This is a genomic window from Clostridium minihomine (assembly GCF_900240385.1).
Classification (GTDB): domain Bacteria; phylum Bacillota; class Clostridia; order Oscillospirales; family Acutalibacteraceae; genus Faecalispora; species Faecalispora minihomine.
The window spans coordinates 1-21,424 of the sequence record NZ_OEQH01000003.1; the positions used below are offsets into that span (position 1 = coordinate 1).

Here is a 21,424-nt window from a genome sequence, read left to right on the forward strand (position 1 = left end):
CTTGGCTGGAGACGGCCCGGGACAATAGGAAGATGCCAACACTGATATTCCTCAATAGCTCAGCCGGTAGAGCATGCGGCTGTTAACCGCAGGGTCGTTGGTTCGAGTCCAACTTGGGGAGCCAAAGAGAAACCACCAGTTAGTTCTGGTGGTTTTATTTATTATATAGAATAATCTCTGCCATAGTCGATAGAGAGAAAAAAGCTTTAGTATTGTCGATAAAATAAGAGCTTTTTTATATCAAAGAGGATCATACTATGTAAGCTTTATGTGTAAAATCAGGCTGCTGCTGTCTCAGGTCTGATTTTTGATAGTTTTATCTAATTTAAATGCGATAAAGAAAAATTTATTTATGATAATACTTTTTTGTGGGTCTATGGTTAGGGATTTTAATCAAACTGACAGCATAGAATATGTTATTTTATTAAATTTTTTAATCGTGTAATAAAATAATAACTGCCGCTGAAACAGTCAAAGTGAATGATTGTTTGCGGCAGTTTTGTTGTTTATTTTATTGTGTAATAGAAGGTAGATTTCCTAAGTTATTGCTTTCTTGTCCATCGGGTAATGAACGTAAATATTCGCTTCCATTTCTTACAGCTACCGCCACACCACGGATTCCTCCGGCTTTTGCTAATTCTACTCCCTGTTGCTTCGATACAATTTGTCCATTGGATAATTGATAGCCTTCGATACGTCCGCTGTTTTTCACCAATTGCGTAATAGATTGAGCATCAGGATTTGGTGTTGGGGTGACGGCATTAATATTTGTTGGAAGATTTCCTGTGTATTGTACTTCTTGATTGTTCATACTATCACTCCTTGGATTATAGTTTACCGGAATTTTTTTAAAATATTACGATTGGAAAAATGAAGCAGCATAGATAGAGGCGAAGCTTTTAGCATCCAAGAAAACAGTAAACGATCGCTTGTGTTTTTGTATAAGAGAGGCTGTGCTGCAAAGCAATTTCCGTCTTTATTTTATGGTGTAATAATCTAAATTAAAAGTGGTATTTTTTGCAAAAAAGTAGTATACTCTGGGTATTGTGTTAAATCTTATACTTTTAAAATCAAATGCTTTTTAAGCCGGGATGTTTTTACCCAATGGGTACGCCTGAGAATCGAATAAAGGACTTGGTAGGATTGCGCAAACTGATAAGATTTTTAAAACCATATCAAAAACAGGTGATTTTGGGGCCAATTTTTAAATTAATTGAAGCCATTTTTGAACTGATTGTGCCCATCGTTACAGCAAAAATTATCGATGATGGTATCCGCCGAGGCGATGTGACCTATGTGTGGAAAATGGGTTTGGTTTTGCTATTATTAGGTGCTGTTGGACTTTGCTCCACGTTAGTATGCCAGAAGATGGCTGCGGTAGCCTCTCAGGGCAGCGGCACTGTACTGCGAAATGAAATGTTTCAGCATATAAACACCCTTTCTCATGCCGAAATTGATCGATTTGGAACGCCGTCGCTGATTACTAGGCTGACAAACGATATTAATCAGCTGCAATTGGCGGTGGCCATGCTGATTCGTCTGGTGGTTCGTGCTCCCTTTTTAGCCATCGGTGCTGTGGTAATGGCTATGACGATTGATGTGAAACTGGCATTGATTTTTGTGGTTGCAACACCGCTGATTGCTTTGGCACTGTATTTGGTAATGAGTCGATCGGTTCCTTATTTTCGAGAAATTCAAAAACGTCTAGATGTGATTTCGCTTATTTCCAGAGAAAGCCTGTCTGGTGTTCGGGTGATTCGGGCTTTTTCCCGCCAGAAAAAGGAAACGCAGCGTTTTGTTCGGGCGGCAGAAGATCAGGCACAAACCGCAGTTCGTGTGGGCAAACTTTCGGCTCTTTTGAACCCCGTAACCTTTGTCATTGTTAACTTGTCTATTTTGGCTATTGTTTGGTTTGGCGGATATCGGGCTGAAATCGGCGCGGTTACCCAGGGGCAGATTGTGGCTTTGGTCAATTATATGAATCAGACGTTTTTAGCGTTGGTGGTTGTGGCGAATCTGGTGGTGATTTTTACAAAGGCTTCTGCCTCTGCGGCCAGAGTCAATGAAGTGTTGGAAACCGAGAGTTCCATTAAAGAAGGGGATTCTGTCCCTGAGCCGGTTCCCGGTGCACCCAAAATTGAGTTTCGCAACGTGAGTTTCTCTTATCATCAAAACGGCGAATATGCGCTGCGGGATTGCAGTGTAAAAATTGCTTCAGGAGATACCATTGGAATCATTGGAGGAACCGGATCCGGAAAATCTACTTTGGTCAATTTAATTCCCCGCTTTTACGATGTTTCGGAAGGTCGGTTATTGCTGGATGGTGTGGATGTCAAAGAATATCCTTTTGCCGTTCTGCGCACCCGGGTGGGGATGGTTCCACAACAATCAGAGTTATTTAGCGGAACCATATGCAGCAACCTGAAATGGGGCAATGAAAGCGCCAAAGAGGAAGAGCTTTGGAAAGCTCTGAAAACAGCTCAGGCAGAAGATTTCGTGCGTGCTTTGCCTCAGGGACTGTCTTCTCCGGTTAGCCAAGGGGGCAAAAACTTTTCCGGCGGACAGCGGCAGCGCCTTACCATTGCACGCACAGTAGCCGGAAAGCCGCAGGTGTTGATTTTGGATGATAGCTCCAGCGCTTTGGATTTTGCCACAGATGCGGCTTTGCGGCATGCATTAAAACAAGAAACAGAGCATATGACGGTTTTAATCGTATCCCAGCGGGTCAGTTCGATCCGCCATGCAGACCGAATTATTGTGTTGGAGGATGGGACAGTTGCCGGAATCGGTACCCATGAAGATTTAGTAAAACGTTGCCCTGTTTATCAGGAAATTTGCCTGTCCCAGATGAATCGGGAGGAGGTGGCAAATCAATGAAACACTCTGTTGTAAAGCGTATGATAGGTTATATGAAGCCCCATACGGGATTTTTGATTGGTTCACTGGTTTGTGCCGTCATTCATATTTCTTTGTCACTGTATGCTCCTATTTTAATTGGACGTGCAGTGGATCAGATTGTGGGCGTTGGCCAGGTGAATTATCATGCCATGCAGCAAATTCTGATGGTTCTGGCAATAACCGTTCTGGGCAGTGCTGTTTTTCAGTGGATGATGACTTATTGCACCAATCAGGTGACGTATCGAACAGTCCGAGATTTGCGCGTTCAGACTTATGAAAAAGTGAATTCTCTTCCGCTGAAATATATCGACAGTCACTCCCACGGCGATTTAGTCAGCCGGGTGGTCAATGACGTGGATCAGGTGTCCGACGGCCTGTTGCAGGGGCTGACTCAGCTGTTTACCGGGGTTGTCACCATTTTGGGCACTTTGCTGTTCATGTTGACCATCAGCCCAGTGATCACATTAGTGGTGGTGTGTGTCACTCCGCTTTCTTTGTTTGTGGCTGCCTTTATTTCCAAGAGCTCCCGCAAGATGTTTTTTGATCAGCAGGCAAGTCAAGGGCAGCTCAGCGGATATATAGAAGAAATGATCAGTGGTCTGAAAACAGTTCGTGCATTTCATTATGAAAGCCGGGCAGAAGAACAGTTTGGTGAAATTAATTCCCGGTTGTACCAGGCAGGGGAAAAGGCGCAGTTTTATTCTTCGCTTTCTAACCCTTCCACCCGATTTGTCAATAGTATTGTGTATACGTCTGTGGCTGTTATCGGCGCCATTTGCGCCATTACCGGTGTGCCGACCCGCCTGACGGTGGGGCAGATCACCAGCTTTTTAGCTTATGCTAACCAGTATACCAAGCCGTTTAACGAGGTCACTGCGGTATTAACCCAAATTCAAACTGCGTTTGCGTCTGCACGGCGGCTTTTTGAAATTTTGGATGAGGAAGAGGAGCCGGCAGAACCAAAGGACGCTGTGAAAGTAGAAGAAGGCGGCAATCAAGTGGAACTGCAAAATGTATTCTTTTCCTATCGTCCGGAAACCCGGTTGCTGCAAAACTTGAATCTAACGGCGTATCAGGGTCAGCGGATTGCTATTGTAGGCCCTACCGGCTGTGGAAAAACAACAATTATCAATCTGTTGATGCGCTTTTATGATGTGGACAGTGGAAGTATTCAGATAGATGGAGTGGACATCCGAAAAATGAAACGAGAGAGCCTGCGTTCGCTGTATGGGATGGTGTTGCAGGATACTTGGCTGTTTTCCGGAACGGTTCGGGATAATATTGCATATGGAAAACCCGATGCTGATGAGGAAGAAATTGTAGCTGCGGCAAAATCAGCGCTGGCCCATTCCTTTATTTTAAAGTTGCCCCATGGGTATGATACGGTGATAGCAGAAGATGGGGGAAATCTGTCTCAAGGTCAGCGGCAGTTATTGTGTATTGCCCGGGTAATGCTGGTGGATCCCCCCATGTTGATTCTGGATGAAGCGACCAGCAGCATCGATACCCGTACCGAGCTGCTGGTGCAAAAGGCATTTCAAAGGATGATGAAAGGGCGCACCAGCTTTGTGGTGGCACACCGCCTTTCCACCATTCAGGAGGCAGATGTAATTTTGGTGATGCAGGATGGTCAAATTATTGAGCAGGGAACTCATCGGCAGCTGCTCACACAAAATGGTTTTTACGCCCAGCTTTACAACAGTCAATTTGCCGCCAGTTGATTTCACCCGGATTCAAAGAATCCTGCTGCCTTTGAATGAAGATAAAAAGGGAAAGCTTAGAAAAAAAATACCGCACAGCATTTGCCGTGCGGTATTCTTGCTGTAAAAATGTCATCAAACATTCTTTTTTTGATCTTGATCTGCTCCCAGTAAAGCGGCGCCGATAATTCCGGCGTCGTTGCCCAGTTGTGCGCAAACCAGTTCGGTGTTTAGAAGTGAATTTGTCACAAACTGTTCTTTGTCCACAATCCTGCGCATGGGCGCCAGCAGACTTTCTCCTTCGTGGCTGATTCCGCCGCCGATGCAGATTTTGTCCGGCTGAAGGCTGTTGATAATATTGATGATTCCGCAGCTTAAATCTGCTATGTAAATGTCAACAATCTTTTGGCCCAGTGCATCCCCTTGCCGCATGGCATTAAAAGCACTGCGGCCAGAAATCCGATTTAGGTTATTTTCGATCATCTGCCAAATCACACTGCTTTTTTCCACATCCTGTTCCAGCAGTTCCCGGGTGGTCCAGATAAGGCCGGTTGCGGAAGCATAACGCTCCCAGCAGCCTTTTCGGCCGCAGTTGCAGGCACGGCCGTTGCGCTGGATGACAGTGTGTCCGATTTCGCCTGCGGCACCGTTTTGGCCGGTATAGATTTTTCCGTCCAAAATAATTCCGGAGCCAACCCCGGTCCCCAGTGTCACAGCCACAGCATTTTGTGTGCCCATCAAGGCTCCGGCGCGAAATTCCCCGTAAGCGGCGGCGTTGGCATCGTTGTCCACTTCTACGGGAAGATGAAGCCTTTTTTGAAGCTCATCCCGCATGGGGAAATGATGCAAAGAAAGGTTTGGTAAAAGTTCCACCATTCCTTTTTTTTGATTCACGGAACCCGGGCACCCGATTCCTGCGGCGGAAATCGGCAGGTTTCCAGATTCCAAAATCGCTTTTTGGGCTGTTTGTCCAATGCGATCGCATAATTCTTCCGGCGGGCAGGGGAACCCGGTGGGAGACGAGATTTTGCAAAGCAGATGCCCGCTTTCGTCGATAACACCGGCCGCTATATTTGTTCCGCCCAAATCAATCCCCAAATAATACATGGAATTTACCCCATTTCTAAAATAGAATATCACAAAAAATGGCGTGTATGGTTTCTTTACTGATTATAGCACTGCAGCCGGTTTTCGTAAATGATTTCACAACGGGCGACAAAAGCAAAAAGAATTTGACAAATTCTTCTTCTGCGGTTACAGTTTAAAAAGAGAAATTTCTGCCATAATGTAAGGTAGAAGCTTCCAAGATAAGTTTAGAGGAAAATGGTGAATCATCGTGCAACTTCAAGAATTACCCGTATGGATGCAAAAAGAAGAATTACAGGATTACGTTCAGCTGTTAAATCGTCAAAAGATATCGTTATTTTTCAAACGTATCTTTGATATTGTGGTTTCTCTGCTGATTCTGATTATCCTGTCCCCGATTTTTCTCATTTTGGCCATCGCCATTAAATTAGATTCCAAAGGCCCGGTATTTTACCGTCAGGTTCGGGTTGGACAGTATGGAGAAGATTTTAAAATTTTCAAATTCCGTTCCATGGTACAGGATGCGGATAAAAAGGGTTTGGCTTTGACGACGGAAGGGGATGCCCGTATTACGAAGGTGGGGAAACTCATCCGCAAATGCCGTTTAGATGAATTTTCACAAGTGTTGAATGTACTGGGGGGAACCATGAGTTTGGTGGGACCCCGTCCGGAGGTTCGCAAATATGTGGATGCCTATGAGCCGGAATATCTGGCCACTTTGCTGGTGCGCCCGGGGGTAACTGCAACAGCCAGCATTGCGTTTAAAGATGAGGATGAACTGCTGAATTCTGGCGGAGATCCGGAAGAAATTTATATTCATCAGGTTTTGCCGGAAAAAATGCGTTATAATCTGGAATATCTTCACCATATTTCGGTGTGGCAGGATATTAAAATTATGTTCCAAACGGTTTTTGCGGTTCTAAAACGTTGATTGAGGCTGAGCAAGATATTTTTGAGTTTGAAAAGATTTAAATTTCAGGGGTAAAATATAAAAATGGAATTGATTTTATGTCCATGTTGTGCTATAATAAACTCCGTTCCATTCGCTGGTGTGGTGGAATCGGCAGACACAAGGGACTTAAAATCCCTCGATAGCGATATCGTACCGGTTCAAGTCCGGTCACCAGCACCATAGTAGACAAAATCCACTTGTAACGATAGTTATAAGTGGATTTTGTTATATACAGGCTTTTTTTCAGCAAAACTGCTTACAATTAGCCTTTATTTTCAGCGAAACTCCTATTCCACTGCCCTATTGAACAACTTAATCCCATTCATTCCTACATTTAAAAAGACTGTGCCTGCAAATTGGTGTTCCATTTGCACGCTACAGTCTTTTTCCATTTCTTAATTCTACTTATATCTAATAATTAAAGGAGGCACCAATCCATGAGAAGATTTTATGGTTATACATTGACGATTAGAGGTCTTGGCTATGTCAATCAAGAGGAAGCGGAAATTGTAAGGTTCATCTACAACAGCTATTTGGAGGGACATAGCTTAGGCGGTATTTCTAAACTACTGCAACAAAAAGGAATCCCCTCTCCTACTGGAAACGAAACATGGGGCAGAGCAGCAATTGACAAAATGCTTTCCAACCCGAAATATATTTACTATATTGTTGATAGAGAGTTATATTATGCTGCTCAAGCTGAAAAAGCATTAAGGAGCAATATAATTACTACTCAAACCGGCGTGGAGCGAAAATCAACTCACTATAGCTCAAAAAATCAATTGGGCGGCATTATTTAAATTGACAAAATATATAATTTTCACTTCAATTTCACTAAAATTCGTGTTATTATAATTGAAACAAGGTGGTGAAATTGCAGTGGATAAGTATATTAACATTTCTGCTATTGCAGGGCATGTCGGCGATATAGCTCCTGGATATGCAATACAGAGCTGGCTAAGAGACCGTAATACACTTTGAGCTCCTCATGCTTTGGGAAATCAAATATAATTCTGATTTTGACAAAGTGGCCTATGGTGAACTGGTAAACAGAATAAAAGGAAACCAAGCGACTATTACGCCAAAGTTATGGATTGAATCCACAAAAGCAATTGGAATCACCTCGAAACAAGGCTGATATGGTGGAACCTATGCGCATCCGGCAATAGCATGTGAATTTATGATGTCGATTTCGCCCCGCTATCGACTTATGCTTGTAGAAACTTTCCGTTTATCCGAGGAGGGCGGTGACCCTCTGTGACAGACGAACCTGAAGTGATTGTAATTGAGGCTGATAAGAAACCGGAGCAGTTAGAGTGGTCTGAGCGCCAGATTCGAGTAGCTGCATATTGCAGGGTTTCTACTGATGATGAAGAACAGCGAACCAGTTATGAAGCGCAGAAGGAATACTATGCTTTAAAAATCATGGAAAACCGACAGTGGATTATGGCGGGAATTTTTGCTGACGAAGGGCTTAGCGCAACTTCTGCCAAGAAGCGTCCGCAGTTTCAAAAGATACTGCGTAAATGCAAACAAGGTAAAATTGATCTGATCCTCACAAAATCCGTTAGTCGCTTTGCCCGAAACACATTGGATTGCATCGGCATTACAAGAGCACTGCGAGAAATAGGCGTAGCTGTCTATTTTGAGAAAGAAAACCTAAATACAATGGAAGCCGACAGCGAATTTGTACTGACTATCTTGGGTAGTTTGGCACAGGCAGAAAGCGAAAACATTAGTAAAAATGTAGCTTGGGGAAAGCGACAAGCTATGCAATCCGGTAAAGTGATGAGCTTTAATCGCATTTATGGCTATCAAGTGGATGATGATGGAATACCTCAGATTGTGCCAGAAGAAGCTGAAATCGTCCGTCGCATATATCATTGGTATCTTGCCGGAGCTTCTGTGGAACAAATTATCAATCGCTTGGAAGAAGAAAATATTCCGACACTCACCAATAACAGCAGATGGGCACAAAGTACGATTCGCTCTTTATTGCGTAACGAAAAATACAGTGGTGATGTATTACAGCAAAAGACTTTTGTCTCAGATTTAATTACCCGGCGAATTGTAAAGAATAACGGACAGCTACCGAAATACCTGATAAAAAATTACCACGAGCCCATTGTCAGCAGGGATATCTTTTATAAAGTACAGACTGAATTTAAAAGACGTACCAGCCAAACAACTTCCGGAGAGCAGGTTCATTCCAATTACCATAAATACAGCAGCAAACACGCGTTGGCTGAAATTATGATTTGCGAAGAATGTGGCATGCCGTATCGCCGAGCCGTGTGGACAAAACGAAGTGGAGAAAAGCAGCCGGTATGGCGCTGTATCAATCGTTTGGAGAATGGCAAGGAATATTGTAAGAATTCTCCGACGGTACAAGAGTATGCTTTGCAGGATGCGATTCTAAAAGCAGTTCAAGCAAACTTTAGTCTGGAAGACTGGTTGATTGTAGACGACATCCCGCAGAAACTCGCACAACGCCAGTGGTCATACGAAGACAGTCAGGAAATTCAAGCCTTAAAGAAAAAGTTGATTACTGTTTTGGGTGAGGCGAAGAATGAAGACTTTCTGCGTTCATTGGAGCGTATTGAGGCTGAGATTATCCATTTGCAGCAGGCTGAATTGTCATTAAGTGAATCATTTGCACAAGCATCTTCTGAATTAAGTGCAACTCAAGATAGTGCTACTGCTTTACAATGGGATGAAACCATGATCCGCAACTTAGTAAGCAAAGTGATTGTTCAGGGCGATAATAAAGCAGTGCTGAAGTTTAAGAACGGTAAGCAGGTTGCATTGATGATTGGTATGTAAATGTATTATGCAAAAATGCAAAGTTTGTCCAACGGCCGGTTTTAGCAATTAGAAAAGTTTCAAAAGATCATTGATATAAAAGCGAACAAAGAAAACTAACGAGGTGTTTTATGCTTAAATTCTGTGAGGAAATAGAAAGCAAAGGTAATCGACAGAACAGTGAGCGGACAAAGTATGTTGAGCGTTTTTCTGATATTGTTACTTGGTATTCCGATATTCATGCTTATTATGCCGACCGCCTGGAAGCAGACCTCGGGAATAGCAAACAACAATTTGATCTTGGTTTGCCTGAACAAAGTAAAGCCTATGAAACTGCATATGAGGCGCTTGCGAAAGAATCATTGTTCAACAGGATAGAAGCACTGTTTAAATTGATTTTGTCTAAATACTCCTATGGGCCATCAATAGATTTTTATAACACGTGCGGAATTCAAAGAAATCATACATTTACCCCCGGCAAGTCTTGGCTTGACGATGAGTCTAATATTGCCATTTTGGCGGAAACTCTTGCCCGAGCGTTAAAAACATTCAATGTAAAATATGACTTTGACATTAAAGCGTTAGTTGCTGATAGAAAACAACGAAATAATGCTGACCACCAAGCCGCGCGAATTAAGTGCTTGTCTATTACAAGAGTCTATAACTCTGTTCGAAACATGCTTGTACTGTTGGATCCTGACTGTGCGGAGAAATTACCCTTATTCAAAACAAACGTAATGTTTGATTATGAAAAACTATTGCAAAAGCCTTGCGAGTTTGGCTTCGGAGAGGCTGCTACTGTACTGATTGTTGACTCAGTTCACGATATACGTGAAGACTATCGTGATGTAATTTCAAATCTTCCTTGGGATTTGGTTGTTGATTTTGATGGTTACTCTAATTGCGGAGGGCTGCTGTCTTCAGTCTCTCACAATCGAATCCAACGAGAGATATTGAGAACACTAAACTCAAACAGTTTGCCAGAGCCAAATCCAGCACATACACTGTGGTGTCGCTGTGGAGAGTATTTATTGCCGAGTTACTATCTGCTGCAAAGTTTTGAAATACCTGAGTACACAACGTTTGTTTCGGAGGAAAAAGAAGCCAAAAGACAGTTTATCAAAATGACAACTGCAACGATAAAGAATGTGTTGGATAAGGTCAATAAACTTCAGAAATTCATTAATATCGTAGTATTGTCAGATGATGTAAGAATTGTTCAGAGCGCAATTGGTGGCCTTAGGGACCTTGAGTGTGATGATTATTATTTATCTTGGATTGGCCTGTCTGATGTAGCGTACAGGATAAATGATGATTACGATAATAATGAAGGACTAGAATACTGCGAGACACATTTTCACTATCACTTTTGCCCTGTGAGCGCCTTCTTTGAAACTTTTTACGATTATAAATCTTACTGGAATCCGAGGGAATCGATAAAGCTGAACTTTGCTTTGCCAGGCAAAAATGCTCGCTTTGTTCCGCTTTCAGAAAATGACCGAAACAACCTTGTACCTTGTTTTGATGTTCTATACCAAGACTGCGAAACTATTGATTATCCAGAAATTGATACTCAAGTTGATAGATTTTTGCGCGGGGGGCCTGCAACATGGCGTGATATTGCGAGTGGCGATGCGCTACCATTAGTTGATCTTGAAGACTTATACAACGAGATCAAGTCAACAATAGGCAGGATTCAAGAAGAGAATCCTCAACAAAATTTGTTTTTCATTAAGCACCGAGCGGGTATCGGCGGGACTACAATTGCTAAACAATTAGCATGGAAGTTGCATAATGAAATAGCTGTATTAGAGGTTAAGCGTTACGACGACCGGAAAACGTTTCCTTTGCTGCAGAATCTTTATGACAATATAATCGGAACAAATCCAATTCTTATAGTTGCTGAAGATACTATGCTTAATATTGATACTATGTGCGATGAATTTTTGACAACAATGAATCGCCGCCGCTGCGCTTTGTTGATAGCTTGCAGAGAAAGCAATGGCTTATACAAAAAATATCCAAGGTCTCATTTCAAAACGATTCAGCAATTACCAGATGTATCGATTAATTCCCTGAAAAGCAGATTCAGCACCATTAGTCCGCTCAATAAAATAGAGTCGGCTGAAAAGGTAGCTCAATTTGATAGTACGGTCTTTGGCGACTTGAGAACCCCTTTTATCATCGGGTTATATTTCATCGACAAGGAATTCAATGTTGAATCATATGTTAAAAAGGTTGCCGATGGAGATCGCCCCCAACAGCATGCTGATATGATTGCTCTTCTTGCATTTTGCGACAAGTACAACTGTAAAGAGATCTCAGCAGCTTTCGTAAACAAAACCTTAGGATTTGATTTAAGGAAAAGAAGCAGCCTTATTCAATCATGCCCTGGTGTAGAAAGTTTGATTTGCCAAGGGATGAAAGATAATATCAGCGTATATTACTTCAAGCATCCGATATTAAGCAACCAATATCTAAAAATGTATACCAAGGAAGCAGATTCCCGAGCCGTGCTTGTGAAACTAGCAAAATATTTAATCAGTGCAGTTGCAAAATATATCAAAGAACAAAAATCTGACTATATGCTTGATGTCCTACTTAAGGTAATTATTCAAAACAAGGATTTTGATGATTATGAATATGCTGGAAACCTGTCGCTATTGTTGACTGATATAGGGATGCCGGAAAGTCAACGTGACCTAATTCAATACCTTGCTGAACAATTTCGCTCTAGTGCAGATAAAACTCTTAGTGAAAAAGCCATAATTGAAATGAGCGAGACCGACCAAAAGCTTTTACGTGTTATGTCACATGCTTATGCTCACCTTGGTAAGCTTTACACCAGAACTCCCGTTAACTATGATAAAGCAGCGCAGTATCTGGATTTGGCTCTCAAATATATGCCCTATCCCGATTCGATCATTTATCATATGTACGGAAATGCACTATACCATAAAATGTGCGATGAGTGGAATACTATTTTGACATATGAAATTCTAACCAACGAAATTCCGTTGTCTGAGTATGAAGATAATGTTGAAAAAGCATACGAGTTGTTCGCAAATACTTGTGAATATGGTAGCCCACAGTTTGGCGTGTCAGGACAATTGAACCTCCTGTACGAGTATCTGCGATTCCTATATAAAATACTTGGCATCAAATGTAAGGATGACTTGAAAAAGTTGTCTGCAAAACAAATTACATTTCAGACTTTATTCGCAGATACTTTGGAGATGGCGAAAGAATTTGATGGCTTTAATGAAAAAACCATTAGGTTAATTCAGATTAAGGAAGACCAACTCCGCTCTGAAGTTCTAATGGGTGATTATGGGAAGACCGTAGAGTACTATCAGAACCAAGTTGACAGGTTGAAGAATAGTGAAGATATTGAGCTTTGGGAATCTGCGCTGAATGGATTAGTGTCCGCAAGAATTAGAAAAGCACGCGAAGAGTATGCTAGCTCAAATTCTGATTTCAATTCATTATATCAGATGGTTTCGGATCCCATGACTTTATTTGACAATATTACCGCATTACTTTCACAACCATATGATAGGAAAAGTTATTCTGTCTACCAGAAGAGATGTTCCTTATATCATCACTGGTTACAATTGGCCAAGCTATTGCATCGCCCCATAGAGGAAGCGCTTATCCAGATAAACTACTGGATTGATGCAGAAAATGCTATTAGTTGGAAAAAGAACCCTGAACCATTTTACTACAAACAAGCCCTTTTGTATCTTGACACTTTGGATGGTGGTAGGCGCTTAGATGATATGCGAGAAATTCGTTTAGCAATATCTAGGGCTGATAAAAATCAACAATTTGATCAAAAACGCAGCAAACTAACGAAAAGGAGGGACTTGTTAGTCGTTGGAACCGGCATGGGAAGGTTGCTTGATATTTCGGACTGCAAGAATGCTGAAGAGATATCGAAGAGAGTTATTAGTTCGAAGTCTACACCAATGGTTCTTGATGGTCACTTTTCTTCTTACAATTACACAGGAGCCGAATTTACAATCTTTAATCCAATTAATTGGAACGGGGAAAAAGCAAGATCAGAAATCGGAAGAATGGCTAAGAATTCGCTATCGGAACAACAGTTAAATCACGTCGTTAGATTTTTTGCTGGGCTTAGTACTCGAGGAATATATGCGATAAATGACTCCCTCAAAGATCAGACTACCGGTGAGTTGTTCGATTCATCTAAAATAATCGAATCAATGTGTACAGTTGCTTCGCAAAGCAGTGGTACTTCTACAAGCAGTTTTCACGGATCTAGAAAAGGCAGCAGAAATCAGGAAAATTATCAGCCGAGCGGGCTATCACAAGAAAACAACGGCGAGATCGGCTCCCATCAGGTCTTTCATCCGAATAAAATCTGGAGTAACAGATATAGTTTATTACCAGAGTATCTTAACGGTTATATAGGTGATAATTTGGCTGGAGTTTCCGTGAAAGATTTAGAGAATTTTGGTTCTTCGGAGATAGAAAAACACGGAGGAATGCTTGCCGTGCTTAACCAATTAATCTCTGTAGGTGAAACGGAGAGCGTTGTTCTTAGTCGTAAGCAGGATGCAGACGGAGGAGTAAAGTATACAATTTCGCTGTATCAAACAATGAAATCTCTTTCTGAACTCCTACACGGTATTCAGCCAATCGAACAGCCATCTATTTCTAAGTTTACTCAAATTGAGCAAGAAGAAGAATCACCTAATTTTTCAGGGAAAACTGTTTTGTTTATACCGGATGACAATAGCTTTTGCAAATTGAGTGGTACATTCATTGTTGATGGGAGAGCATATATAGGTAAACTAATAAATGTTAGGTCACCCAAAGATAAGAAGAAAGCTAGAGGCTATGGAGGGAAAATATCAGCAACAGTTCAAGGCAAAGCTCAATCAGGCCAGTTTTCAATTAAAATGAAGTGACAGAAGATTTAGTTTATAATCTACATGTGATGATAGTTCAAATCCTCCTCTGAGAATAGGATGATATCCAGAATTGACGTGGCTCGCATTCATAAACGTACAGTTTTACGATTTGTTTGTAATTCTGCACGCAAAAATCCCTCGGCTATCGTAGCCGGGGGATTTTATTTTATACGTCACCCAGAGGTGAGGGTGTTTTTATTGCTTATTCCATCTGTTCCAGTTTGAAAGAATCAATTGGTTCTTGATAAGCGTGTTTAGGTTAGTATTAATCTGTTCGAGCAGCATCATCAAATCCACATTTTGGGCAATTACCCCTTTTGTTTTAGCGTAGCACGGGTTTAATGGAAAGATGAAGAGTTTTGACAATGGCCAATTTCTCATGCAGATTGATACCTATATAATTTATGAAAATACAATTTTGATACCTTTATTTACAATATAATCCAAAAATGTTATATTTAGGTTATACTTAAATTAAGTATCTTATAAAACTTATTATAAAAGGGGCCTGAAATTTATTGTTTAATGTTAAGTGAAACTTCGCAAAAAAGGGAGTGTATCTTTGTGAAAAAATTACTTTCTTTATTAACAATGGCAGCACTTACGATCAGTATATTATCATTAGGAGTATCAACTGAAGAAAACAAAGACGCTAAAGCTAATTATAATGGAAAAACTGTTTCTTTATCTTATCTATCGGATGAAACCAAAGAGTGGTTACAGTGGTATCATAGTCTTTCAAAAGATGCTCAACTAATGGTAAGCTATGAGCCATCTGATTTGCGAAAATTAGTATCAACCAACCAAAATAAAACAATTTTAGTAGAAGATGTTTCATCTGAATTAATAGCGAAAGAATCAGTAGATAGTCTTTCATAATATCGTTTAAAGCCTCGTCGTTTGCTCTGCGAATTACCTGACAAGCAATTTTAAGCAATATTAGACATTACCCCTCACCCCAAAATGCTAAGGGTGCAGCAGAATGGATTTATGGCCCTGGTTGTGTGCTTTGTATATTGAAGAAGAATATCGTGGACATTCTTATGGTTTCTTGCTTATCGAGCAGATAAAACAGGGGTATCCTTATTTGTACCTTTGTACAGACTATGTGGGATACTATGAGCGTTACGGGTTTGAATATGTTGCCGAAGGATACCATCCTTCGGGTGATATCTCAAGAATCTATCAGGCGAAGCTATAAAGATATAAAAAAGACGGTATGGGACTGGAACATTCTTTGGAATGAACAGAACTTTACCGTCTTTTTTTGTTTTTGACGTTTTAAATCTTTTACTTCAGCAAATGAAAGCGGAACATCTGCCATTTTATCCAGATGTTCTTGCGCAAAAAGATAGATTAAAAATATTTGCAGAGCAAGGAACTATTTTAAAAGGAATCATCACGCGATAATGTCCGGCAGCCTTCTGACAGCCAATGAAGAAGTGGGCGAGAGAAAGGACGTGAAAACTTAAAATTGCTACGAGATGTACCATATTGGCATGGTTTTTAACTGTTGTGACAGTTTTTCCCGCAGAAAAGATTCCGCCTCGGCGCGCACATCGTTTCGGTAACAGTATTTTCCGCGTCCCCGCCCCGTCATGGTTTCTCGATTGAGAAGCGGAACTGCCTGGGGGAATGCATCCGTATTGATGGCATTTTGTACGAAACTATAGGTCATCAGGATAATTTCAATAAATCCAGTTTTCTTGACTTTTTCGTTCAGCTCATCAGCCAGCTGATCAATTAACTCCCCATATAATTCTTTCCAATCCGGAAGTAAAATGACGGGTGCAATTAAGAGCCCCACCGGATATCCAGCTTCGGCCATTTGATTCAGAGCCTGAATTCGTGCGCTCAGCGGAGCGGTCCCCAGTTCGACACAGCTCACGATTTCATGGGGATTTACACTCATGCGAAAGATGGTTTTGCCCCGGTGATCCAAATTCAGCAATGGTTTTACCATATCAAATTTCGTGGGAAATGTCAGATGGCCGCGGCCTTCGCGTGCGAAGCGTTCGATGGTATAGGGTAAATTATCTGTGATGATGTTTTCCAGAATCAAATCGCTGTTGCTGCCGATTTCAAAGGTTTGCGGCGCTGGTGCCGCAGCGTCTTTTTTCAATAGCCTGTCCATCATTTGCTCCCGATTCACGAACAGCCGAAGATAGGCGCATTTATTGTAATTGCAGACTAAATAGCAATATAAACACATGGCTCGGCAGCCGGAAGAAGTATACGGAACCAGCCAGTCTGAAACCTTATGATTTTCAACATATTTGTGTGTCTTTCTCAGCCCGATGATTAAATGTTTTTTTAGTTTGGGAAAGTCTTGGTTCTCTGCCGCAGATAATTCGGGAATTCGGTTGTGGCTTTCAATTTCTATCCAAGGCAGATGTTTATATTTTTCGCGAAGCATTTGCCCCAATTCATAGTCTAATGCGTTCGGCTCATAATAAACCGCATCAAAGCTCATATTCATTTTTCGGCCCTCCTGATACTATAGTGTGTCACAAACAGCGAGTACTATTTGGGGCAAAATTCGCATAGGAAAGAAAGAAACAAGGAAGAAATAGAAGATTTTGTACCTTTATTTTGTCAAGTGTTTGCCGAATCATTTTTATACTGATTTTGGATAGAATCTGAATAAAAGCAGTGACAGAATAACTATATCATTTTATTTTTTCGTTTTGACTGAAAAGAAAAATGTTTATGTTATCCATAATTTATCTTAGAAACATGAAAAAATTTACATTTTTGATTGTTATTTAAATAACGTTATGTTATAATTATATCAATCTTATTAAAGGAGGTTTTTGGATGTCTTGGAGGCAAGGAATTAATGTGAACAACGTGAGTACGATTATTTGTGGAAGCCATGTTTTTCTAGGGGTTGGAGCCATTCAAAAGATGGAGTTTATTGCAGAGCAGCTAAAGTCCCGCGGAATTGACAGTGTGATTGTCATGACGGGAAAAGGAGCTTATGCGAAAACCGGTGCATGGGACTATGTGACCAAAGCCTTGGATCAGCAGAAAATCCGCTATACGCTGTATAATAAAGTTCAGCCCAATCCAGAAACACACCAAGTGGATGAAGCAGTCAAAATTGCCAGGGATGCGGGGGCCAAAGCGGTAATCAGTATCGGCGGCGGAAGCCCGATTGATGCAGGAAAAAGCGTGGCAATTCTTTTGGAATATCCCGATAAAACTTGTCAGGATTTGTATGAGTTGAAGTTCCCTGCCGAGAAAGCGGTTCCGCTGGTTGCGATTAACTTAACTCATGGCACAGGCAGCGAGGCCAACCGGTTTGCGGTGGTTACGATTCCAGAGAAGGGATACAAACCCGCCATTGCCTATGATTGTATCTACCCGCTGTATTCCATTGATGATCCTGCTTTGATGATCGGTTTGCCTGCAAACCAGACCCGCTATGTTAGTGTTGATGCAGTGAACCATGTGGTAGAGGCCGCCACAACGGTTTTAAATAATCCTTTTGCCATTACTTTGGGCAAAGAAGTGGTGCAGCTGGTCGCAGAATATTTGCCGGTTGCCATTCGAGAACCCAAAAATTTGACGGCACGGTATTTTCTTGCCTATGCCGCTATGATTGCAGGCACCAGTTTTGATAATGGACTGCTTCATTTTACCCATGCACTGGAACATCCCTTGAGCGGCATGAAGCCGGAATTGACCCACGGCCTTGGTTTGGCTGTTTTGCTGCCGGCTGTCATTCGGGCGATTTATCCGGCTTGCGGGGCAATTCTGGCCGATTTGCTGAGCGCAGTTGCCCCTGGGCTTACCGGCGATGCTGCGGAAGCAGAAAAAGCGGCCGAAGGGGTTCGAGCCTGGCTGAAATCTGTGGGAATTACCGAGAAATTAGGGGATGTAGGCTTTAAAGAGTCGGATGTTCCCCAGTTGGTACAGCTTGCGTTTGAAACACCTGGATTAGCCGGTTTGCTGAACAGTGCTCCGGTTGAGCTTAGTAAAGAAATTGTCGAACAAATATATCGGGAATCCTTTTGAAAACAAAAACCCCGCTGCCGAAACTCAGGCAGCGGGGTTTTTGTTTCTTTTGTTGTATACTCTTTTGGGTGTTTGTGTTTTTAGAGGCAGCCGTCAAAGGCTTTTAACAGGAGGTAACGGAAAAAAGAAGTTTTTCAAAGAATGTGCGGTTGTGTTTTTTTAGGAGAAGTAAAAAAAGAGGAGATTACAGCCTAATGTCTGCAACAGCACACAAGCCTTTTGTACCTCGGTTTTTCCGAATGCCCTTGTGAAGTTTCCTATCCTCGGCGCCGGTGGCTTTTTGCATTTTGAACCGGACGCCGTGATACGGAAAAATAAAATCTAAGGGGCCAGTACATCCGCATAGCCGGATAAAATCAGGCTATCTGATTTGTGTATCACAGTTCTAAGGCGGGTCAGCCGTGTTTCGGGATCAAATCGAGTCACCTTACAAGTGATGGTAATGGTATCATTAAAATATACCGGACGGGCAAATCGGATTTCCTGAGAAACATAGACGCTTCCCGGGCCGGGAAGCTGCATTCCAATAACAGCCGATACATAGCTTGCCAACAGCATTCCATGCACGACCGGTTTGTCAAAACGGGTTGCACCCGAGGATAGAGTATGAAGCGGGTTTTGATCGCCGGTCAATTGGCGGTAACGCTCCACATCGTCTTCTGAAATCGTAATTGTCCGCTGTGCAGTATCGCCCAACCGTATCTTTTCCATGATTGCTCTCCCTTCAAACAATACTTAAATTTGTGTGGAAAAAGTGTTTTTGGGACAGCTATCCGATTGAAATGTTTCGGCTCATGCTTTGAATCAAGTCCACACCATCCCAATGGGGTGAAAATTGCATTGTGCTGCCCAAAGGAGTGATTCTGTCGATTCCCTTTGGACGGGTGCGCAGCAGAAAGGCTTTCCATTCCGAATCCTTTATGCCAAAACTGGCCACTGTTTGACAGCGGTCGGTTAAAATGGGGAGCAGCGCATCCAACTGCCGCGCGCAACACTCCAGAAACATGCCTTCGCCCGTCCAAAAGTCCATCATGCCAAGGGATAGTTCCGGCACTTCAGCCCGGACGGCATGATTGCTGCCGGGGCAAAGGCGTGTTTCTGGATAGGCAGATGCCAGCAGGCAAATCTGTTCCCGTTTTTTTACCGCTTGAATGGGAGCCAGCTCATAGCGGGCCTTTGTGATGGTGTCGGTTAACTTCCAGAAAATGTCCCGTGCGGCATCACACTCTTCCGGTTCCCCCAGCCACAAAACAACCCGGGGCGAAGTGCATGCCCACTGTCCGCCAAAATACGCATCCTGGCAAAAACGCTCGGCCAGTTCCTGTGGGGCGTCATATTGCAAAAAAGCGTTGGCATGAAGCACACAAAGGGAATACCGGTCTGCAAAGGGAAGCTCTAGGGCGCGGGGTTTCAGCGGCAACTGGCGGATTTTTTGAATGGTTTCGTTACCGCCCCACAGAACGCGAATGTCGCAGTGCGCTGACAGATGGGGCAAAAGCAAATGATCGTGAGGACACCGAAAGCACAGCACATAGGGCAAAAGCGAGGAGAAATCCCTGTGCAGCAGGGTGTTCCATTCCCGGCAAAGCAGGGCGGACTGCGGAAAGTCCCGGCTCGGCAAACGAACCGCGTTTGCACAGCCGGATAACAGCCCCATGGCCAGAGTATAGGCAAAATTCAAAGGAACATTAGATGGGGCAATGTGAAACGCCAGCCCCCTGCCAAGGCGAAGCTCCCCTTCATACTGTTTTGCTAACTGGCGAATGTGACTGCGCCGAAACCAAAATGCCAAAGATGCTAAATCTGGAAACATACGGATTTCACTGCACTGACGCAAGCGGCAGGACAATGCATCCAAAAGATCGATCACAGGCTGGGAACACACCGGCAAAGCCGGAAGGGCATCCTGAGACTCTAAAAAGTCGGGATTTCCAATTTCAACAGAAAGTTCCTTAAACGGAATAGGCATCGCTGCACCCCCTGACTTCTGCCTGTGCCAATCGGCCCGTTACGGCAAAGCTGCGGCCATGCCGCCCGCAGGGACAGTCATCTTCCCCCAAAAGGATTCCTTCATCCTCTGTCAGCAAGCTGTGCCCCGGATACGAACGAGGAAGAAGAGACAGTACCTGAAGAATTCCCGGCTCCCCTGGGGAGCACAGCGAGAAATCTTCTGCACGCCGGACAAAGACCTCAGAAAAACTGCTGGCATGATATCGGCCGTGTTCGCACTGCATGAAGATAGAGCCGGTTTGCTCCGCCATTCCATAATAGTTGTGGATTCTTTTTAAACCGCATATTGCTTGGATGCGTGCACGAAACTCTTCAGGCGGCACTGCCTGATCCTGAAGCTTTTTCCACCCGCCGCCGTGAACCAGAATCCCATTGGAAAAATCCAGATGCTTGGGCAGGCGGCACAGTGCCTGATAAAAATATTGCCATACAATAAAGGTGAATCCAAATATCAAAAAAGGCGAATTGCCTGCATTTTCTAAGAAACTTTCCAGAGCATTGACATCCAGTGTCATATCCTCTTTCAGTGCAAAGGTTCTGCCTCTTCCAAAGATGGAAAACCCTAGAATTCCGGCTCCTTTGGCAGAATAGCGGTTGGAATCCCGCAGAACAGATGGGGAATCTAAAATCAGCATGGGCAAACGCTTTTGGCCCAAAAAATCCCCGGCAATGTGCGCTAAGGCCCTTTGCTGAAGCGCCGAAGTTTCCCGATCCAATTCCACGCGAACCGCAGAAGTGCCGGTGGTGCCGGACGAGGTGAGCGTTCTTTGATAGTCATTGGTTGTTTGGCTGGTCAGGCGCAGTGTTCGAAAAATACTGGAGGGAAGAAAGGGGATCTCACTGACGTTAGAAAACTGCAAATCATGGCATCCCAGCGTGCGAAGGATGGAATGATATTGCGGGCAGCTGCGGTCGTGCCATTGTGTCAGTTCGGTAATCGCAGGCAAAAACAATGCGTCTTTTTGGGGCTGTTCCCACGCAAAAGGCGGCGATTCAAAGCAATGGGCAAGAAATTCCAC

Annotated in this window: 16 protein-coding genes and 2 tRNA genes; 12 read left to right on the top strand and 6 right to left on the bottom strand. The window is 42.9% G+C overall.

What is annotated here, in order from left to right; translation table 11 throughout:
* The first annotated feature begins 48 nt into the window (after positions 1-48).
* Positions 49-124 (top strand) — tRNA-Asn (locus tag C1A02_RS06995).
* Positions 125-511: 387 nt separating this feature from the next.
* Here the strand turns inward: C1A02_RS06995 and C1A02_RS07000 are convergent.
* Entirely contained in the window at positions 512-811 is a 300-nt protein-coding gene (locus C1A02_RS07000; protein WP_101697514.1) for a DUF3892 domain-containing protein, read from the bottom strand.
* Positions 812-1,104: 293 nt separating this feature from the next.
* Between C1A02_RS07000 and C1A02_RS07005 the strand changes: the two genes are divergently transcribed.
* Both C1A02_RS07005 and C1A02_RS07010 read left to right on the top strand, forming a co-directional pair.
* Positions 1,105-2,877, top strand: a complete 1,773-nt coding sequence (locus C1A02_RS07005) for an ABC transporter ATP-binding protein (RefSeq protein ID WP_370737793.1) — start codon at positions 1,105-1,107, stop codon at positions 2,875-2,877.
* Positions 2,874-4,619, top strand: coding sequence for an ABC transporter ATP-binding protein (locus tag C1A02_RS07010; RefSeq protein WP_101697515.1), 1,746 nt, complete (start codon positions 2,874-2,876; stop codon positions 4,617-4,619). The genes C1A02_RS07005 and C1A02_RS07010 overlap by 4 nt, the downstream gene beginning before the upstream one ends.
* Positions 4,620-4,733: 114 nt before the next feature.
* Here the strand turns inward: C1A02_RS07010 and C1A02_RS07015 are convergent, their stop codons facing one another.
* The gene (locus tag C1A02_RS07015) at positions 4,734-5,705 is read right to left on the bottom strand and encodes an ROK family protein (protein WP_101697516.1); all 972 of its coding nucleotides are present in this window, start codon (positions 5,703-5,705) and stop codon (positions 4,734-4,736) included.
* 229 nt (positions 5,706-5,934) lie between these two features.
* On the opposite strand from C1A02_RS07015, the gene C1A02_RS07020 reads away from it, so the two are divergent.
* The 8 genes from C1A02_RS07020 (at position 5,935) to C1A02_RS13475 (ending at position 15,785) form a co-directional block, all read left to right on the top strand.
* Positions 5,935-6,615 carry a sugar transferase gene (locus C1A02_RS07020; RefSeq protein ID WP_442338926.1) on the top strand — a complete coding sequence of 227 codons (681 nt, stop codon included), beginning with the start codon at positions 5,935-5,937 and terminating at the stop codon, positions 6,613-6,615.
* Positions 6,616-6,729: 114 nt separating this feature from the next.
* Positions 6,730-6,816: transfer RNA gene (locus C1A02_RS07025), tRNA-Leu, on the top strand.
* 257 nt (positions 6,817-7,073) lie between these two features.
* Positions 7,074-7,436 (top strand): recombinase family protein, encoded by a 363-nt coding sequence (locus tag C1A02_RS07030; protein WP_101697518.1) that lies wholly within the window; start codon positions 7,074-7,076, stop codon positions 7,434-7,436.
* Positions 7,437-7,893: 457 nt separating this feature from the next.
* Positions 7,894-9,459, top strand: coding sequence for a recombinase family protein (locus tag C1A02_RS07040; RefSeq protein WP_101697520.1), 1,566 nt, complete (start codon positions 7,894-7,896; stop codon positions 9,457-9,459).
* Between the two features lie 110 nt (positions 9,460-9,569).
* Positions 9,570-14,372, top strand: coding sequence for a P-loop NTPase (locus C1A02_RS07045; protein WP_101697521.1), 4,803 nt, complete (start codon positions 9,570-9,572; stop codon positions 14,370-14,372).
* A 567-nt stretch (positions 14,373-14,939) separates the two neighbouring features.
* Positions 14,940-15,254 (top strand): hypothetical protein, encoded by a 315-nt coding sequence (locus C1A02_RS13315; RefSeq protein ID WP_129588150.1) that lies wholly within the window; start codon positions 14,940-14,942, stop codon positions 15,252-15,254.
* A gap of 103 nt (positions 15,255-15,357) precedes the next feature.
* Entirely contained in the window at positions 15,358-15,576 is a 219-nt protein-coding gene (locus C1A02_RS07060; RefSeq protein ID WP_207204883.1) for a GNAT family N-acetyltransferase, read from the top strand.
* A gap of 41 nt (positions 15,577-15,617) precedes the next feature.
* A complete protein-coding gene (locus tag C1A02_RS13475; RefSeq protein ID WP_164997163.1) occupies positions 15,618-15,785 on the top strand; it encodes a hypothetical protein in 168 nt (55 codons plus the stop codon).
* Between the two features lie 67 nt (positions 15,786-15,852).
* Here C1A02_RS13475 and C1A02_RS07065 read toward each other — a convergent pair whose 3' ends face one another.
* Entirely contained in the window at positions 15,853-16,848 is a 996-nt protein-coding gene (locus tag C1A02_RS07065; protein WP_101697990.1) for an SPL family radical SAM protein, read from the bottom strand.
* Between the two features lie 344 nt (positions 16,849-17,192).
* Between C1A02_RS07065 and C1A02_RS07070 the strand changes: the two genes are divergently transcribed.
* Positions 17,193-18,395 (top strand): iron-containing alcohol dehydrogenase, encoded by a 1,203-nt coding sequence (locus tag C1A02_RS07070; protein ID WP_101697524.1) that lies wholly within the window; start codon positions 17,193-17,195, stop codon positions 18,393-18,395.
* A gap of 321 nt (positions 18,396-18,716) precedes the next feature.
* Here C1A02_RS07070 and C1A02_RS07080 read toward each other — a convergent pair whose 3' ends face one another.
* From C1A02_RS07080 to C1A02_RS07090, 3 genes are read right to left on the bottom strand one after another with little or no spacing between them, the layout of a single operon-like run.
* Positions 18,717-19,106, bottom strand: coding sequence for a MaoC family dehydratase (locus tag C1A02_RS07080; RefSeq protein ID WP_101697526.1), 390 nt, complete (start codon positions 19,104-19,106; stop codon positions 18,717-18,719).
* 58 nt (positions 19,107-19,164) lie between these two features.
* Positions 19,165-20,364 (bottom strand): acyl-CoA reductase, encoded by a 1,200-nt coding sequence (locus C1A02_RS07085; protein WP_101697527.1) that lies wholly within the window; start codon positions 20,362-20,364, stop codon positions 19,165-19,167.
* A complete protein-coding gene (locus C1A02_RS07090) occupies positions 20,348-21,424 on the bottom strand; it encodes a LuxE/PaaK family acyltransferase (RefSeq protein ID WP_243577948.1) in 1,077 nt (358 codons plus the stop codon). Before C1A02_RS07090 ends, C1A02_RS07085 begins: the two co-directional genes overlap by 17 nt.

Coding starts and splice junctions, on each gene's coding strand:
- C1A02_RS07000 (WP_101697514.1), bottom strand. CDS start 811: ATGAACAATCAAGAAGTACAATACACAGGAAATCTTCCAACAAATATT.
- C1A02_RS07005 (WP_370737793.1), top strand. CDS start 1,105: ATGGGTACGCCTGAGAATCGAATAAAGGACTTGGTAGGATTGCGCAAA.
- C1A02_RS07010 (WP_101697515.1), top strand. CDS start 2,874: ATGAAACACTCTGTTGTAAAGCGTATGATAGGTTATATGAAGCCCCAT.
- C1A02_RS07015 (WP_101697516.1), bottom strand. CDS start 5,705: ATGTATTATTTGGGGATTGATTTGGGCGGAACAAATATAGCGGCCGGT.
- C1A02_RS07030 (WP_101697518.1), top strand. CDS start 7,074: ATGAGAAGATTTTATGGTTATACATTGACGATTAGAGGTCTTGGCTAT.
- C1A02_RS07045 (WP_101697521.1), top strand. CDS start 9,570: ATGCTTAAATTCTGTGAGGAAATAGAAAGCAAAGGTAATCGACAGAAC.
- C1A02_RS07060 (WP_207204883.1), top strand. CDS start 15,358: ATGGATTTATGGCCCTGGTTGTGTGCTTTGTATATTGAAGAAGAATAT.
- C1A02_RS13475 (WP_164997163.1), top strand. CDS start 15,618: ATGAACAGAACTTTACCGTCTTTTTTTGTTTTTGACGTTTTAAATCTT.
- C1A02_RS07065 (WP_101697990.1), bottom strand. CDS start 16,848: ATGAGCTTTGATGCGGTTTATTATGAGCCGAACGCATTAGACTATGAA.
- C1A02_RS07070 (WP_101697524.1), top strand. CDS start 17,193: ATGTCTTGGAGGCAAGGAATTAATGTGAACAACGTGAGTACGATTATT.
- C1A02_RS07080 (WP_101697526.1), bottom strand. CDS start 19,106: ATGGAAAAGATACGGTTGGGCGATACTGCACAGCGGACAATTACGATT.
- C1A02_RS07085 (WP_101697527.1), bottom strand. CDS start 20,364: ATGCCTATTCCGTTTAAGGAACTTTCTGTTGAAATTGGAAATCCCGAC.